Here is a 15,820-nt window from a genome sequence, read left to right on the forward strand (position 1 = left end):
GCTCAACCCACCTGCGTCAGCACGGTTTCGCTGAGCGACTGCCCGCCGCGCTTCAGGAACAGCCGGACATCGGCCAGCGCCCCGCGTTCGGGCGCGACATCGAGCGTCACGCGCCAGCGGTTCGGCTGGCCGACGACCGGATAGGCGGCGCTGGCGAGGACCCGGCCACGGCTGACATCGGCCTGCACCGTCACGCCGCTCGACCGGTCGAGACCGGCGAGAGCCGCCCCGACGAAATCGACGACGACCTTCCGCGCGCCCGGCGTTGGCTCGGCCCCCGGCCGGCCGGCCGAGCCACGCCAGTTCTCGACCGCATGCGCGGGCTGCGCGACCGACGGATCGCGCGACGACCAGGTCAGCCGATAGTCGAACTGCATCGTCTTGCCCGCGGTCGCCGGCGTGGCGGGCACCCAGAAGGCGGCGACATTGTCGACCGTCTCGCTCGCGGTCGGGAAGGCGTACAGCGTCACCGCGCCCTTGCCCCAGTCGCCCTTCGGCTCGATCCACAGATTCGCGCGGCGATCGTAGAAGGCGCCGTCGTCCTGGTAATGATCGAACGCCCGGTCACGCTGGATCAGGCCGAAGCCGCGCGGATTGTCGTCCTGGAAACTGTCGAGCGTGGGGGTCGCGGGATTGGCGAGCGGACGCCAGATCCGCTCGCCGGCACCGGTCGCCATCGCCAGCCCGTCCGAATCATGGATTTCGGGGCGCCAGTCGATCGCCGCGGCGCGGTTGCCCTCGCCATACCAGAACATGCTCGTCGCCGGCGCGATGCCGAGCCGCGCGACGTCCTTGCGCAGCGTGATCGTCGACGAGACATCCTGGACGACGCCGCCATCGGTCCCGTCGGTGTACCGGCACACGAACCGGTACGCACCGGTCACGCTGGGCCCGTCGAGAAGGGCATAGACGGTATAGCTCTGCGCGCCCGTCGCCTCGATCCAGAAGGCGGTGAAGGCGGGAAACTCCTCCTTGCCGTCGATCCCGGTGTCGATCGCGATACCGCGCGCGGACAGGCCATATTGATCCTGAGAGCCGGCGGTGCGGAAATAGGAGGCGCCGATGAACGCCATCCAGTCGCTCTTGCCGTCGCTCGACACCGCGCGGAAGCCGGCGATGCCGAGGGCGGCGTGATGCCCGGATTCGGTCTTGAAGAGATCCGCGGCGAAGTCGACCGCGCGCGCCTGCCCGCGTTCGACGACGTGGATCGCGACCGGGGTCGGCGCATAACGGCCGAGCGGGAACAGGCGGATGCCGCCTGCCAGCGTACGCTCGGGTCGATAGCTGATCGAGCCAACCGCATCATAATCGATCGCCTCGGCCGCCGCGACCTTGGCCGGCGCGCGATAAGGCGCGCGCGCCAGCGCGGCGGCGCGCTGTTGCAGCGCCTCCCAGGAAAACGACTCGGGCTTGCCCAGCGCGGGGGCGGACGACGCCGCGGCGCCGCGCTGGCGGGGGGTGCCCGCCCCCGTCTGTGCCAGTGCCGCCGCCGGCCACAGGCCGGTGGCCGCAAGGGCCATCATGATGTCGCGTCGTGTCGTTTCGGTCATGCACCGCTTATCCGACTTCGTGCGCCGCAGTGCAACAATCGGTAATGCCCCGCGCCGCCGCCCGCCCGCCAAACGGGGCCGCCTGCCCCGTCGTCAGGACACCGTGTCGTGTCTCAGAGCGCGTGGAGCGCCGCGAGGATCATCCGCCCGGTGACTTCTGCGGTCTCGGTCTCGGACAGCCGCGGACAGGACAGTGTCCGATGCCCCAGCCCGAACATGCACGCCAGCACCAGCTCCTCCGCGCCGTCGAGCGCATTTGCCGACAGCGCGGGATTGGCGACGCAGGCGAGATCGCGCACCACCGTGCGAAACCCGGCGCAGAGCGAGCCGATCGTGTCCGCGACCTCGCCGTTGCGATGCGCTTCCGCCATGATATCAAACGACAGTGCCTCGTCCCCCTTGGCGAGCGACCGCCGCGCGAGCTCGACAAATCCGCGCTCGATCGACAGCCGCCCCGTCGACACGTCGTCGGTCAGCTTGCGCAAGTCGGAGAGTTTGGCCTCGGCATCCTCGAGGATCAGCGCCTGGATCAGCGCGTTCTTGCCGGTGAAGAGGCGATAGATCTGGCCGACGCTGACGTCAGCAGCGGCAGCCAGTTCGGCCATCGACGTCTGATGGAATCCCTGCGTCGCATAAAGATGCCGGGCCGCATCAACGATGTGCGAACGCGCCGACTTCTCATGTTGCACTGCACTCAAAATTCCACTCCGGACGACGTTTTAACTTGACCCGGCGTTTGCACGTCCATAGCGGCGGCGCAAGCGGAATGAACGTTCATTCCGGTGAACTCTTCTGCACGGACGTCGGGATGCTCAACATGCAGCGATTGAATCTCAAGGGATCGGTGGCCCTGGCCGCGCTGGCGCTGATGGCGGCGTGCAGCAAGGAAGAGGCCCCCCCGCCCCCGCCGACGCCCACGGTCGGCGTCGTGACGGTCGCGCAGGAGGCGGTGACGCTGACCACCGAGCTGCCGGGGCGGATTGCCGCGGTGGAGACGTCGGAAGTGCGGCCGCAGGTATCGGGCGTCATCCGCCGTCGCCTGTTCACCGAAGGCGCGATGGTCCGTTCGGGCCAGGTCCTCTACGAGATCGAGGACGCCCCCTATCGCGCCGCGCTCGGTACCGCGCAGGGTCAGCTCGGCGCCGCCCAGTCGCAGATCAATGCGACCCGACTCCAGGCGCAGCGTTACGGCCAGCTCGTCGCGCTGAACGCGGTCAGCAAGCAGGAGGCGGACAACGCCACCGCGTCCGCGCAACAGGCGCGTGCCAATGTTGCAGCGCAGCGTGCAGCAGTCGAAGCCGCGCGCGTGAACCTCAATTTCACCCGCATCAAGGCGCCGATCTCGGGTCGTATCGGCCGTTCGATCTTCACCGCCGGCGCGCTCGTCCAGACCGGGCAGACCGACGCGCTCGCGACGATCCAGCGGACCGACACCGTCTATGTCGACGTCACCCAGTCGGCGGCGCAGCTGCTCGACCTGAAGGCGGCGATGGCGTCGGGCGGCGTGACGCGTGGCGACGGCACCGCACGCGTCCAGCTGATCCTGCCCAACGGCCAGACCTATCCGATCGAGGGTCGTCTGCAGTTCGCCGAAGTCACCGTCGACCCCGCGACGGGCGCGGTCACGCTGCGCGCCAGCTTCCCCAATCCCAACGGGCTGCTGCTGCCGGGCATGTATGTCCGCGCCAAGCTGGTCGAGGGTATCCGCAGCCAGGCGATCATGGCCCCGCAGGAAGGCATCACGCGCGATCCGCGCGGCAAGGCGACCGCGATGGTCGTCACCGCACAGAACAAGGTCGAACAGCGCAATGTCGTCACCGACCGCGTGATCGGCGACAAGTGGATCGTCACCAGCGGGCTGAAGCCCGGCGACAAGCTGATCGTCGAGGGGCTGCTCAACCTGCGCCCCGGTACGACCGTCAAGCCCGCCGCTCCGCAACAGGTCGGCAAGGCCGGTGGCAAGGACGCCGCCGGGAATGCCACGGCTGGTGGTGCCGCCTCCACGCAGGCCGGGAAGTAACGCCTCATGTCACGCTATTTCATCGATCGACCCATCTTCGCATGGGTCATCGCGATCATCCTGATGCTGGCCGGCGTCCTGGCGATCCGGTCGCTGCCGATCGCGCAGTTCCCCGAGATCGCCGCGCCCAAGGTGACGGTCGCGACGTCCTATCCAGGCGCCGACGCGCAGACGCTCGAGAACACGACGACGCAGATCATCGAGCAGCAGATGAAGGGGATCGACAACCTTCGCTACTTCGCCTCGACCAGCGACGGCGCGGGCAATCTCGCGATCACGCTGACCTTCGAACAGGGCACCGACGCGGACATCGCGCAGGTCCAGGTGCAGAACAAGCTGCAACAGGCGACCCCGCTCCTGCCGCAGGAAGTGCAGCAGGCCGGGCTTCGCGTGACCAAGGCGACCGCCAACTTCCTGCTCGTGATTGCCGCCTATTCGCAGGACGGCAGCCATGATCAGGTCGATCTTGGCGATCTGATCGCATCCAAGCTCCAGGATCCGCTCAGCCGGATCAAGGGCGTCGGCGACACGCAGGTGTTCGGCGCGCAATATTCGATGCGGATCTGGGTCGATCCGTTCAAGATGTCGAACCTCGGCGTCACCGTCACCGACATCACCTCGGCAATCACCGCGCAGAACGCACAGGTTTCCGCCGGTCAGGTCGGCAGCCTTCCCGCGGTCAAGGGCCAGGCCCTGAACGCGACCGTGACTGCGCAGTCGCGGCTGCAGACCCCGGAACAGTTCCGCCAGATCATCATCCGCTCGGCCACCGGCGGCGCCACCGTGCGCCTTGCCGATGTCGCCCGGGTCGAAATGGGCTCGGAAAACTACAGCTTCCAGGCGCGCTACAACGGCAAGCAGGCTGCAGGCTTCGGCGTGAAGCTGGCGCCGGGCGCCAACGCGCTCGACACCGTCACGCTGGTGAAGGCCGAGGTGGAGAAGATCGCCAAGCAGTTCCCGGCCGACGTCAAGATCGCCTATCCGGTCGACAATTCGACGTTCGTCCGGCTGTCGGTCGAACAGGTGGTCCACACGCTGATCGAGGCGATCATCCTCGTCTTCCTCGTGATGTTCCTTTTCCTCCAGAACTTCCGCGCCACGCTCATCCCGACGATCGCGGTGCCGGTCGTGCTGCTCGGCTCGCTCGCCGTGCTTCAGGTCGCGGGCTTCACGATCAACACGCTGACGCTGTTCGGCATGGTGCTGGCGATCGGCCTGCTCGTCGATGACGCGATCGTCGTCGTCGAGAATGTCGAACGCCTGATTCAGGAAGAGGGGCTGAGCCCCAAGGAAGCCGCCAAGAAATCGATGGACGAGATCAGCGGCGCGCTGGTCGGCATCGGCCTGGTGCTGTCTGCGGTGTTCCTGCCGATGGCGTTCTTCAGCGGCTCGACCGGCGTGATCTTCCGCCAGTTCTCGATCACGATCGTCTCGTCGATGGTGCTTTCGGTGCTCGTCGCGCTGATCCTGACGCCCGCACTCTGCGCCACCATCCTAAAGCCGTCCAAGCAGGATCACGGCGACAAGAAGGGCTTTTTCGGCTGGTTCAACCGGACCTTCGATCGCGGCGTCGACAGATATGGCAAGGGCCTGCGCCGCGTCGAAAAGGGCTGGGTACGGACGATGATCGTCTATGCGGTCATCGTCGGCGCGATGCTGTTCGTCTTCCTGCGACTGCCCTCGGGCTTCCTGCCCGAAGAGGATCAGGGCCTGATGTTCGCGCAGGTGTCGATGCCCACGGGCACGACGATGGAAGAGACCGCGCGGACCATGGACAAGCTGCGCGATCACTTCCTGGTCGACGAAAAGGCCAACATTGCGGGCATCTTCACGATCAGCGGCTTCGGCTTTGTCGGCCAGGGCCAGAATGTCGGCCTCGCCTTCATCCAGCTCAAGCCGTGGGAGGATCGCGAAGGCGACGCGAATACCGTCGCCGCGGTCGCGCAGCGCGCGAACCAGGCACTTGCCGGGATCCGCGCGGGCATGGTGATCGGCTTCGTACCCCCCGCCGTGCAGGAACTGGGCAACGCCAATGGCTTCGACTTCATGCTGAAGGACAATGCCGGCGTCGGCCACGACAAGCTGCTCGAGGCCCGCAACATGCTGCTCGGCATGGCGAGCCAGGACAAGCGCCTGATGCAGGTCCGTCCGAACGGCCTGGAGGATGCGCCACAGCTCAAACTGAACGTCGACCAGGCCCAGGCAGGCGCGCTCGGGCTGAGCCAGGCGGATATCAATACCACCGTCAGCACCGCGTTCGGCGGATCCTACATCAACGACTTCATCGACCGCGGTCGCGTGAAGAAGGTGTTCGTCCAGGCCGATGCGCCGTTCCGCAAGTCGCCTGCCGATCTCGGCAACTTCTATGTCCGCGGCGCGACCAACGCGATGACGCCGATGTCATCCTTCTCGACGACCGACTGGACCTACGGCCCCGCGCGTCTCGAACGCTATAACGGCGTCGCCTCGTTCGAGATCATGGGGTCGCCCGCACCCGGCGTCAGCAGCGGCACCGCGATCAAGGCGATGGAGGAAATGGCGGCCAAGCTGCCCCCCGGCATCGGCTATGAGTGGACCGGCCTCAGCTATGAGGAACAGCTTTCGGGCGGGCAGTCGACCTATGTCTATGCGCTGTCGCTGCTGATCGTGTTCCTCTGCCTTGCCGCACTGTACGAGAGCTGGTCGATCCCGATCGCCGTGCTCCTCGTCGTGCCGCTCGGCGTGCTCGGTGCGGTGCTCGCGGCGATGGTCGCGGGGCTGAACAACGACATCTATCTCCAGGTCGGGCTGATCACGACGATCGGCGTGGCGGCGAAGAACGCGATCCTGATTGTCGAGTTCGCCGAGGAGAAGATGGGTGACGGGATGAATGCGGCGGATGCCGCGGTCGAGGCCGCCAAGCTGCGTCTTCGCCCGATCCTGATGACCTCGTTCGCGTTCATCTTCGGCGTGCTGCCGCTCGCGCTGTCGAGCGGTGCGGGTGCCGGCGGCCAGAACGCAATCGGCTGGGCAGTGGTCGGCGGCATGCTGTCCGCGACCGTGCTCGCGATCTTCTTCGTGCCGCTGTTCTTCCTGCTCGTGAAGCGCGTCTTCAAGCAGGACAAGCCGGGCCAGCAGGACGGCGACCGTAACCGTGACGACACCCGTGACGGCGACACCACGCCCCACGACCAGCGGCCGCAGGAGGCCTGATCCGATGTTCTCGCGCAAAATCGCTCTGACGTTCGCCGCCGGGCTCACGCTCGCCGGCTGCAACCTGGCCCCGAAATATGTCCGGCCCGAGCTTCCGGTGGCCCCGTCCACGCCGACCGGACCGGCTTATGCGGCGACCGATGCGGCGGGTGCGATCGTGCCCGCAGACACCGCATGGGAGGCGTTCTTCACCGACGACCGCCTGCGCCGCGTCATTCGCACCGCGCTCGACAACAACCGCGACGTCCGCATCGCAGTCGCCAATGTCGCGCAGGCGCGGGCGCAATATCGCGTCCAGCGCGCCGACCTGTTCCCGACGCTGGGTGCGACGGGCAGTGCGACCTATCAGAAGTCCCCGTTCGGCGCCGTCGGTGGCGGTACGGGCGGCACCACCGGTGGCGGCACGGGCGGCGGCACCGGCGGCGGCACCGGTGCCGGGGCGGTCGCCGGCGGCGGCCGGTTCGATATCTATTCGGCCAATCTCGGCGTCTCGGCCTGGGAGATCGATCTGTTCGGCCGGGTCCGCAATCTGACCCAGGCGCAGCAACAGGCCTATTTCGCCGCGGAGGAAAACCGCAACGCCGCGCAGGTGTCGCTGATCGCGGAAACCGCGACCGCCTGGCTGACGATGGCGGCGGACCAGGATCGGCTGAAGATCGCGCAGGACACCGAACGGGCCTTTGGGGAAACGCTCAAGCTGACGCAGGATCGGTTCCGCATCGGCATCGCCTCCGAACTCGAAGTGCGCCAGGCGCGGACGACCTATGACCAGGCGCGCTCCGACATCGCCGACGCGACGACGCTCATCGCGCAGGACCAGAACGCACTCAACCTGCTCGCAGGCACCACGCTGAGCGCCGACCTGCTGCCGGCCCGGATGCCGGAGAAGACGCCGACGCTGGAAAATCTGCCCGCCAACCTGTCCTCCGAAGTCCTGCTGCGCCGCCCCGATGTCGCGGCCGCCGAGCATCAGCTGATTGCAGCGAACGCCAATATCGGTGCGGCCCGCGCGGCGTTCTTCCCCAATATCTCGCTGACCGCGTCGCTCGGCACGCTGAGCCTCGGCCTGTCGAACCTGTTCGGCAAGGGCAGCGAATCCTGGTCGGTCGCGCCGTCGATCACGCAGCCGATCTTCGACTTCGGTCGCAACAAGGGTAATCTGGACTACGCCAAGGCCTCGCGCGACGCGATGCTCGCGACCTATGAGAAGAGCGTCCAGACCGGCTTCCGCGAGGTTGCCGATGCGCTCGCGCGGCGCGGCACGATCAACGGCCAGCTCGAAGCGCAAACGTCGCTGCGCGATAATGCGGCGGGCGCGTTCAACCTGTCGCAACTGCGCTTCCGCGCGGGGATCGATCCATTCCTCAACACGCTCGATTCACAGCGGTCGCTCTACACCGCGCAGCAGAGCCTGCTCGCGACGCGGCTGGTCCGCGACACCAACGCGGTCGAGCTCTATCGCGCGCTCGGCGGCGGGCTGCGGTAAGACTGGCCCGTCACGCCCGCCGCGTCATTCCGGGCCAGCCCCGGGTGATGGGGCGGTGCGACGCGCGATCAGTTTGCCGGTTCGGACAGCGGCGCGAACCGCGCGACCTGCCGGCCGACCAGGCGAAGCTGTTCAAGCACCGCTGGATCGCTCGCGCCGCCCTCGGCGTCGAATTTCGTCACCTGCGTATTGATCGCCGCGGCGAACGGCGTCGGCCAGCCGCGCAAGGCATGGACGATCGAGCGCAGCGCCGCGATCGTGCTGCCCGTCGCCTGCCACCCATAGGCGGTCGCGATCAGCCCGACCGGCATGTCCGCCAGATAGGGCCGGTCGGGATCGCGCGCGGTTTCCTCGAGCAGGTCGAGCGCGTTCTTCACCACGCCCGAGATGCTGCCATGATAGCCCGGGCTGGCGATGATCACCGCCGAGGCCGCGCGCACCGCCGCGACAAAGGCACGCTCGTCCTCGGTCCGCTCGGTCGCCTTCGGATCGTAAAGCGGCAGCCGGGCCATGTCCGCGCCACCGAACATCTGCGTCCGGTATCCGTGTCGTTCGACCGAATCGAGCGCGATCCGCAATGCGCGCTCGGTCGACGACACGCCGCCGATCGTCCCGCCAATGCCGACGACAAGCGGCAGGGAGGGCGATAGAGAGTCGGTAGCTGCCACGGTGTCACCCTGTTCGAACGTCATCGATACGCTCTTCCCCGTTTCGCCCGGTGATGACAACAGGCCAATGCTGTCGCTCAGCGCATGTACACGTTAAGCGTGCGCATAGGCTTGTCCGAACTGTCATAGAACGATAACACACCAGATGCCCGACCGCTGGAACGATCCGATGCGCCCCGATCCCTTCGACCCCGCCCGATCCGGCTCCGGCATGTCCGGCGAACGCGAGCCCTATGCCTATGAACGCGAGCGGTTGATCACCGAGCGCGAACGCCTGCGCGAGAAATATGAGCGCGAGCGACTGGGCGAGGATCCTGGCGGCGATTACGATCCCCGCCAGGACGATGGCTACCCCCAGCCCGCGACACCGCGGCGCAGGCGGGGCGGGATCGGCCGGTGGATCGTGCGCGGCACCGGTATCGGCATCATCCTGCTGGTGATCGCGATCATCTGGCTGGCGATCACGGCGCCTTTGTCGAAATCGCTGCAGCCGCCGACCCCGCCCTCGATCACGCTGACCGCCGATGACGGTACGCCGATCGCCCGGCGTGGCGCGATCATCGGCAAACCGGTCGACGCGGCGACGCTGCCACCGCACGTGCGCGAGGCGTTCCTCGCGATCGAGGACCGCCGCTTCTATTCGCACTGGGGTATCGACCCGCGCGGGATCGCGCGCGCGGCCTGGGCGAATCTCGGGTCGGGCGGCGTGCGCCAGGGCGGCAGCACGATCACGCAACAGCTCGCGAAGAACGCGTTCCTCGATTCGGACCGCACCGCGACGCGCAAGATCCGGGAGGCGATGATCGCCGTCTGGCTCGAGGCATGGCTGTCGAAGGACGAGATCCTCTCGCGCTATCTGTCGAACGTGTATTTCGGCGACAACACCTATGGGATCAGCGCCGCCGCCAAGCATTATTTCGGCCGGACGCCCGCCGCGCTGAACGTCGGCCAGGCGGCGATGCTCGCCGGGCTGGTCAAGGCGCCGTCGCGGCTCGCCCCGACCTCCAACCTCGAGGGTGCGCGCAAGCGTGAAGCCGTCGTCGTCGGCGCGATGGTCGCCGCAGGCTTTCTCACCGAAGCGGAGGGCGATGCGGTCCGCCCGCAACGCGTGCTGGCGAACCGCCCGACGCAACTCCCCAACGGCACCTATTTCGCCGACTGGATCCTGCCCGAGGCGCGCGATCAGGCGGGCGAGGTGAAGACGGAAACCACCGTCCGGACCACGCTCGATCCGCGGCTGCAACGCGCCGCCGAACGCACCGTCGCGCGCGCCGGGCTGCGCGAGGCGCAGGTCGCGCTGGTGGCGATGCGTCCCGACGGGCGCGTCGTCGCGATGGTCGGCGGCAAGGATTACCGCAAGAGCCCGTTCAACCGCGCGACGCAGGCGCGCCGCCAGCCCGGATCGACGTTCAAGCTGTTCGTCTATCTCGCCGCGATGCGCGCGGGGATGACGCCCGATTCGACGATCGAGGACCGCCCGGTGACGATCGGCGACTGGACGCCCAAGAACAGCGACGGGCGCTATCAGGGGACGATCACGCTGCGCCAGGCATTTGCCCGCTCGTCCAACGTTGCCGCCGCCAGGCTGACGCAAGAGGTCGGCGTCCGGGCAGTGATCAAGGCGGCGCGCGACCTGGGGATTTCCACGCCCATTCCGAACGAGGCGACGATCGGCCTCGGCACCTCGACCGTGTCGCTGCTCGAACTGACCGCCGCCTATGCCGCGATCGCGCGCGAGACCTATCCGGTACAGCCGCGCGGGCTTGCCGATGTTCGGGAAAAGGGCTGGTACCAGTCGCTGACCGGCGGTTCGACCGCACTGCCGCCGAAGATCCATGACGAGATGCTCGACCTGCTCGCCGCCTCGATCCGCAACGGAACCGGGCGGAGCGCCAACCTGACGGTCGATGCGTTCGGCAAGACCGGGACGACATCGGACAACAAGGATGCGCTGTTCGTCGGCTTCGCACGCGACCTGGTGGTCGGCGTATGGGTCGGCAACGACGACAACAGCTCGAACCCCGGCCTGTCGGGCGGCGGCATCCCCGCGCGGATCTGGCGCGACTTCATGCAGTCCGCGCTGGGCATCGCCCCCGTCGCCGCCCCCGCGCCGCCGGTCGAGGAGATCGACCCCGATGCGCTGCCCCCCGAAGACGGGGACAACAGCGTCCTGCCACTCGGCGGCGAGATCGAGGGGCTCGGCTTCAACCTGAAGATGGGCGAGGACGGGACGATCTCGGTCGGCCCCGCACGCCGCGATCGACCGGAGGATGGGCCACCACGCGACGATCGCCGGCCGCCCGAGGAGGAACCGGGATTTGACGAGGGGCAGTAGTTCGATCCCCCGTCATCATCCTGACGAAAGGCAGGACCCGGGATGACGACGTAGAAGGGGGCGACCAAGGCGAAGCGCCCGTTGACGCCATCACCGCATCGCAGCATGTCCTGACGATGCGCTTTTTCTCCGACAACGCCGCCAGGATCCACCCACAGGTCATGGCCGCGATCGCCGCCGCCGACACGCTCGACACCGCCTATGCGGGCGATCAATGGAGCCAGCAGCTCGACGGTCGGCTGTCGGCGCTGTTCGAGACCGAGGTCGCGGTGCTGTGGGTGCCCACCGGCACGGCCGCCAACTGCCTCGCGCTCGCCGCGCTGTGCCCGCCGCATGGCGGCATCGTCTGCCACCGCGACGCGCATATCCAGAACGACGAGGGCGGCGCGCCCGAATTCTACACCCACGGCGCCAAGCTGTTCCTCGCCGATGGAGACGGCGCGAAGCTGACGCCCGCGACGATCCGCACCGTGCTCGACGCGATTCCCGACGACGTCCACCGCGTCCAGCCGCATGCGATCTCGATCACCAACGCCACCGAATATGGCCAGGTTTACCGCCCCCAGGAAGTCGCCGAGATCGGCGCGCTCGCAAAGGAGCGCGGGCTCGGCTTCCACATGGACGGCGCGCGTTTTGCGAACGCGATGGTCCATGCGGGATGCTCGCCCGCCGACATGACGTGGCGCGCAGGCGTCGACGCGCTGAGTTTCGGGTTCGTCAAGAACGGCGCGATGAGCGCGGAGGCGCTGGTGTTCTTCAAACCCCAGCTCGCCGCCGTCACCCAGTATCGCCGCAAGCGCGCGGGCCTGCTCCTGTCAAAGGGGCGGTACCTCGCCGCACAGATCCTCGCGATGCTCGAGGACGACCTCTGGCTCGCCAATGGCGAGGCCGCGAACCAGGCTGCCACGCGACTGGCCGCGGCCGCGGGCGACCGCCTCGTCCATCCGGTCGAGGCCAACGAGGTCTTTCTCCGCGCGACCCCCGACGAGGCCGCCGCGCTCCGCGCGCAGGGGTTCGATTTCTATGACTGGGCGGCAGGCGAGATCCGGCTGGTGACCGCGTGGGACACGCCGGTCGGTCCGGTCGACCAGCTCGCGGACGCGATCCGGGCGTTATGACCGGGCCGTCCGGTTCGCCGCAACCCCCGATCCAGTCGACGCGTGCGGCGGTGCTGGTCCCGTTCGGGATCGTCACGCTGATCTGGGGGTCGACCTGGCTCGTCATCCGCGACCAGATCGCGGTGGTGCCGCCGAGCTGGTCGATCAGCTACCGCTTCCTCATCGCCGGCATCGCGATGGCGATCTATGCGCGGGTGAAGCGTGAAAGCCTCGTGCTCGACGCCCGCGGCTACGCCTTTGCCGCGGTCATCGGAACCGCGCTGTTCACATTCAACTTCAACTTCGTCTACCGCGCCGAGCATTATGTGACGTCGGGGCTGGTCGCGGTGGTCTTCGCGTTGCTGCTCGTCCCCAACGCGGTGTTCGGCCGCATCTTCCTGGGGCAGAAGCTCGGGCGCCAATTGATGCTCGGATGCGCCGTCGCGATGGCGGGCGTCGCATTGCTGTTCGTCAACGAGGCGCGGGTCGATCCGCATGGTCCGCAGTCCGCGACCATCGGCATCGCCCTGACGCTGGGCGGCGTCCTGGCCGCGTCGATCGCCAATGTCATGCAGGGCAGCGCGTTTGCCAAACGCTATCCGATGGCCCCGATGCTGGCGATCGCGATGCTGATCGGCGCGACGCTCGACGCGACCTTCGCCTGGATCACCACCGGGCCACCGGTGTTCGAGCTGCGGCTGGGCTATATCGCCGGGATCCTCTATCTCGGCATCTTCGCCTCGGCGCTCGCCTTCCCGCTCTATTTCAACGTCATCCGCGCGATCGGCCCTGCCAAGGCGGCCTATTCGGGGGTGATCGTGCCGGTCATCGCGATGATCTTATCGACGATCTTCGAGCATTATCACTGGTCGACGCTGGCGGCGGCCGGTGCGGTGCTCGCCGGTGCCGGGCTCGTCATCGCGCTCAGCGCCCGCAGACCTGCCCGGTAATCCGGCCAGGTCGGGGTCCAGCGCAGGACGCGCTTCGCCTTGCCGTTCGCGACCCGCCGGTTCTCGGCATAGAAACCGCGGCCCATCGCTGACAGCTGCTCGATCGTCACGAACGGCGGCGCGGGCAGACCGAGCAGCGCCGCGGCGAAGGCGACGACGTCGTTCTGCGACGCGGGGACGTCGTCCGCCAGATTATAGGCGCCCGCCGGCGCATCGAACGCGGCGATCACGCCCGCGCCGATATCGTCGACATGCGCGCGACTGAACACCTGTCCCGGCTGGTCGATCCGGTGCGCCTTGCCCTCGCGCACGCGGTCGAGCGGCGACCGCCCGGGGCCGTAGATGCCGGGCAGGCGAAAGGTCCGCGCGCCGATCGCGAGCCAGTCGGCATCCGCCGCCGCCCGCGCACTCCGGCGTCCGCCGCCGATCGGCGCGGTCTCGTCGACCCAGGCACCGCCGGCATCACCGTACACGCCGGTCGACGACAGATAGCCGAGCCACACCCGCGTCCGCAGCAGCGCCGATCCGTAGCGCGCCAGCACGGGGTCGGCGTCATGCTCTGGCGGGACCGAGGACAGGATATGCGTCGCAGCGGCGATCTCCGTCATGACCGCAGCGGCGTCGTCGAACCGGATCGTGTCGCCGCGACCGTCGCGCGACGTGCCGACGACATGCCACCCGTCCCCGGCCAGCTGGCGTGCGATCCGCGACGCGGTATAGCCGAGGCCGAAAACGAGCAGCCGGCTCATTTCGCGGCCGCCGCCCGGCCCATCGGCCCCTTATAGAGCGTGCCGAAATAGTCGCCCGCATTCCAGACCGGCCGCTCCGCGCCATCGGCGATCTCGCGCGCGATCCGGTAGTTTGCATCGACGAACCGCACGCCCTGATCCCACAGGATCGGCTGCGACAGATCGTCAGACGGCTTGTGATAATTGTTCGCCATGAAATAGGCGACCGCGGCCTTGCCCGGCCCCTTCTGCCCCGGCCACAGGAACACCGCCGGGATCCCCTTTTGCACGAAGCGGAAATGATCCGAGCGGACGAAGATTCCCTCTTCGGGCATCGGATCGGGCGACAGGCCGACACCGATCGCCGCGACCGCCTTCTGGACGATCGGGCCGAGCGTCGAGCGCTCCGCGCCGAACACCACCATGTCCTCGAACTTGTAGGTCAGGATCGGCATGTCGAGGTTCACGTCCGCGACGATATTGGCGAGCGGCACGGTCGGGTGGTTGGTGAAATAATCGCTGCCGACCAAACCCTTTTCCTCGCCCGTGACCGCGAGGAAGATCAGCGTGCGCTTCGAGCCCTTGCCGCTGGTCGTGAAACGCTTGGCTTCCTCGATCAGGCTGGCGATGCCGATCGCATTGTCGAGCGCGCCGTTGTTGAGCGCATCGCCGTCCTTCGCGCCGTTCGCGGGCCGGGTGATGCCGATATGATCGAGATGCGCGGACAGCACGACGACCTCCTTGCCGAGCACCGGATCGGTGCCGGGGATGACGCCGACGACGTTGCTGCTTGCCGCCGGCGCGAAGCTCGTCTTGGTCGCGACTGTCAGCATGCCCGCAAGCGGCGCCGACTTGAACTTCGCATTGTCCGACCGCGCCTGCTTGGCAATCGCCTTCCACGACGCGCCGAACAGCTTGGTCGCACCTGCGACGCTCAGCGTGCCGAGCGACGGCGCGCCGGGTGCGTCGACCTTACCGGTGCCGTCTGGGTTGGCCCAGGTCATCCGGGCGGCGTCGTAGAATTGCGCCGATCGCGCGAACGGGCGGGCCTTGGCGGTGCGAGGGCTTTCGAGCGTGATCACGCCGACCGCCCCCTTGCTTTCGGCGGTCCGGGCCTTGGTGCCGCCGGATCCGAAAAAGGCACGCTCCTCGCCGCTGAAGCGCGCCGGCGCACCGCCGAAATAGGCGACGATCTTGCCGCGCACGTCGACGCCGGCATAGTCGTTCTGGCCGTATTGCGGGGCGTCGATGCCATAGCCGACGAACACGATCGGCGCCGACAACGCGGTATCCGCCTTTGCACCGTTTGCAGCGGGGACATAATCTGCCGCGAACACCAGCGGCTGCGCGGCGCCCGACTGCGGCGTCCAGATGAAGCTGCCCTTGTCCGCGGCCTTGTAGCTGACCAGCGGCACGCGCTGCAGATAGCCGGCATCGTCACCGCCCGGCCGCAGACCGGCGGCATAGAATTGCGCCGCGACATATTGCGCGGCGATGTCGAACTCGGGGCTGCCCGCCTCGCGCCCCTTCATCGCATCGGAGGCGAGGAACAGGACGTGCGCCTTCATCGCCGCCTGATCCGCCGGCAGCGGCGCTGCGAGCCGTGCATTGAGGATCGCCGGATCGGGCTTTGCCGCGGGGGTGGCCGCCGGGGTGGCCCCCGATGCGGCTGCCGGTGTCGGCGCGGCGGCTTTCGGTTGCGGGGCCGACGTCTGCGCCAGCGTCGCCGTGGAGAGGGCGAGCACCGAGAGCGCGCCGATGAACCGATACATGCCGAAATCCTCGCAAGACGAA

General features: G+C 67.9%; 11 protein-coding genes. 6 read left to right on the forward strand and 5 right to left on the reverse strand.

All coding sequences use genetic code 11. The features are described from left to right. Positions 1-2: 2 nt before the first annotated feature. Positions 3-1,550 carry a glucan biosynthesis protein gene (locus tag ASE89_RS00140; protein WP_056672912.1) on the reverse strand — a complete coding sequence of 516 codons (1,548 nt, stop codon included), beginning with the start codon at positions 1,548-1,550 and terminating at the stop codon, positions 3-5. A gap of 113 nt (positions 1,551-1,663) precedes the next feature. Beyond that, positions 1,664-2,239, reverse strand: coding sequence for a TetR/AcrR family transcriptional regulator (locus ASE89_RS00145; protein ID WP_330219045.1), 576 nt, complete (start codon positions 2,237-2,239; stop codon positions 1,664-1,666). 128 nt (positions 2,240-2,367) lie between these two features. Here ASE89_RS00145 and ASE89_RS00150 point away from each other — a divergent pair, with 128 nt between their 5' ends. Genes ASE89_RS00150 through ASE89_RS00160 form a run of 3 tightly spaced genes read left to right on the forward strand, consistent with a single transcriptional unit; the run spans position 2,368 to position 8,248 of the window. Next, entirely contained in the window at positions 2,368-3,570 is a 1,203-nt protein-coding gene (locus ASE89_RS00150; RefSeq protein ID WP_031395481.1) for an efflux RND transporter periplasmic adaptor subunit, read from the forward strand. A 6-nt stretch (positions 3,571-3,576) separates the two neighbouring features. Next, positions 3,577-6,762, forward strand: coding sequence for an efflux RND transporter permease subunit (locus tag ASE89_RS00155; RefSeq protein ID WP_056672926.1), 3,186 nt, complete (start codon positions 3,577-3,579; stop codon positions 6,760-6,762). A gap of 4 nt (positions 6,763-6,766) precedes the next feature. Further along, the gene (locus tag ASE89_RS00160; protein ID WP_056672929.1) at positions 6,767-8,248 is read left to right on the forward strand and encodes an efflux transporter outer membrane subunit; all 1,482 of its coding nucleotides are present in this window, start codon (positions 6,767-6,769) and stop codon (positions 8,246-8,248) included. A gap of 68 nt (positions 8,249-8,316) precedes the next feature. Here ASE89_RS00160 and ASE89_RS00165 read toward each other — a convergent pair whose 3' ends face one another. Continuing rightward, positions 8,317-8,940, reverse strand: coding sequence for an NADPH-dependent FMN reductase (locus ASE89_RS00165; protein WP_056672933.1), 624 nt, complete (start codon positions 8,938-8,940; stop codon positions 8,317-8,319). Positions 8,941-9,061: 121 nt separating this feature from the next. Here ASE89_RS00165 and ASE89_RS00170 point away from each other — a divergent pair, with 121 nt between their 5' ends. From ASE89_RS00170 to ASE89_RS00180, 3 genes are all read left to right on the forward strand, one after another. Continuing rightward, complete coding sequence (locus tag ASE89_RS00170; protein ID WP_056672935.1) at positions 9,062-11,251, forward strand: transglycosylase domain-containing protein; 2,190 nt, start codon at positions 9,062-9,064, stop codon at positions 11,249-11,251. 116 nt (positions 11,252-11,367) lie between these two features. Continuing rightward, positions 11,368-12,369, forward strand: coding sequence for a threonine aldolase family protein (locus tag ASE89_RS00175; protein ID WP_056672938.1), 1,002 nt, complete (start codon positions 11,368-11,370; stop codon positions 12,367-12,369). Next, complete coding sequence (locus ASE89_RS00180) at positions 12,366-13,298, forward strand: DMT family transporter (protein WP_056672941.1); 933 nt, start codon at positions 12,366-12,368, stop codon at positions 13,296-13,298. The genes ASE89_RS00175 and ASE89_RS00180 overlap by 4 nt, the downstream gene beginning before the upstream one ends. Here ASE89_RS00180 and ASE89_RS00185 read toward each other — a convergent pair. Beyond that, positions 13,211-14,047, reverse strand: a complete 837-nt coding sequence (locus ASE89_RS00185; RefSeq protein WP_056672944.1) for an NAD(P)-dependent oxidoreductase — start codon at positions 14,045-14,047, stop codon at positions 13,211-13,213. The genes ASE89_RS00180 and ASE89_RS00185 overlap by 88 nt on opposite strands. Beyond that, positions 14,044-15,798 (reverse strand): M28 family metallopeptidase, encoded by a 1,755-nt coding sequence (locus tag ASE89_RS00190; protein ID WP_056672947.1) that lies wholly within the window; start codon positions 15,796-15,798, stop codon positions 14,044-14,046. Before ASE89_RS00190 ends, ASE89_RS00185 begins: the two co-directional genes overlap by 4 nt. Positions 15,799-15,820: the final 22 nt, after the last annotated feature.

Source organism: Sphingomonas sp. Leaf30 (assembly GCF_001422525.1).
GTDB classification, from domain to species: Bacteria; Pseudomonadota; Alphaproteobacteria; order Sphingomonadales; family Sphingomonadaceae; genus Sphingomonas; species Sphingomonas aerolata.

Bases quoted from the DNA above. Each gene is read 5' to 3' on its own strand.
- ASE89_RS00160 (WP_056672929.1), top strand. From the start codon at position 6,767: ATGTTCTCGCGCAAAATCGCTCTGACGTTCGCCGCCGGGCTCACGCTC.
- ASE89_RS00185 (WP_056672944.1), bottom strand. From the start codon at position 14,047: ATGAGCCGGCTGCTCGTTTTCGGCCTCGGCTATACCGCGTCGCGGATC.
- ASE89_RS00170 (WP_056672935.1), top strand. From the start codon at position 9,062: ATGCCCGACCGCTGGAACGATCCGATGCGCCCCGATCCCTTCGACCCC.
- ASE89_RS00155 (WP_056672926.1), top strand. From the start codon at position 3,577: ATGTCACGCTATTTCATCGATCGACCCATCTTCGCATGGGTCATCGCG.
- ASE89_RS00165 (WP_056672933.1), bottom strand. From the start codon at position 8,940: ATGACGTTCGAACAGGGTGACACCGTGGCAGCTACCGACTCTCTATCG.
- ASE89_RS00180 (WP_056672941.1), top strand. From the start codon at position 12,366: ATGACCGGGCCGTCCGGTTCGCCGCAACCCCCGATCCAGTCGACGCGT.
- ASE89_RS00190 (WP_056672947.1), bottom strand. From the start codon at position 15,798: ATGTATCGGTTCATCGGCGCGCTCTCGGTGCTCGCCCTCTCCACGGCG.
- ASE89_RS00175 (WP_056672938.1), top strand. From the start codon at position 11,368: ATGCGCTTTTTCTCCGACAACGCCGCCAGGATCCACCCACAGGTCATG.
- ASE89_RS00150 (WP_031395481.1), top strand. From the start codon at position 2,368: ATGCAGCGATTGAATCTCAAGGGATCGGTGGCCCTGGCCGCGCTGGCG.
- ASE89_RS00140 (WP_056672912.1), bottom strand. From the start codon at position 1,550: ATGACCGAAACGACACGACGCGACATCATGATGGCCCTTGCGGCCACC.